Genomic DNA, 410 nt, shown 5'->3' with positions numbered 1-410 from the left:
CGGCAGCTCGGCGACCCGGCTCACGGCCCTGGAGCTGTACCGGTGAACCACGCCCTCGACGTCCTCGCCGTGGCGCTCTTCGCCACCGCGGCCGTGTGGACCGGCCTGCGCGCCCGCACGCGCGCCGACGCGGCCCTCCCCCTCGGCCTGGGCTTCGTCGCGGTCGCGAACGCGCTGCGGGTACCGGTCGTGGCCGACCTCCTCAAGGAGCACGCCCCCGCCGGGACGCACGAGGTCGCCAAGCACGTCGCGCTCGTCACCGGCTGCCTCTTCGTCGGCGTCTGGGCGTACAGCGCGACCACCGGCCGGGCTCCGCGCACCCGGCACGTGGCGCTCGCGGCCACCGGCGTGGGGGCCGCCATGGTCGCCCTCGCCGTGGCGAGCGGACCGTGGGCCACCCACGACCTCGA

General features: G+C 77.3%; 1 protein-coding gene. It reads left to right on the top strand.

The annotated features are described in order from the left end of the window. Positions 1–42: 42 nt before the first annotated feature. Positions 43–410, top strand: a 368-nt coding sequence (locus G3I78_RS49565) for a hypothetical protein (protein WP_164437237.1), incomplete at its 3' end; no start/stop codon positions are given.

It is taken from the genome of Streptomyces sp. SID13726 (genome assembly GCF_010548375.1).
Classification (GTDB): Bacteria; Actinomycetota; Actinomycetes; order Streptomycetales; family Streptomycetaceae; genus Streptomyces.
Note: the sequence above shows the minus strand (reverse complement) of the source record. Positions and strands in the feature narration are given on the sequence as shown.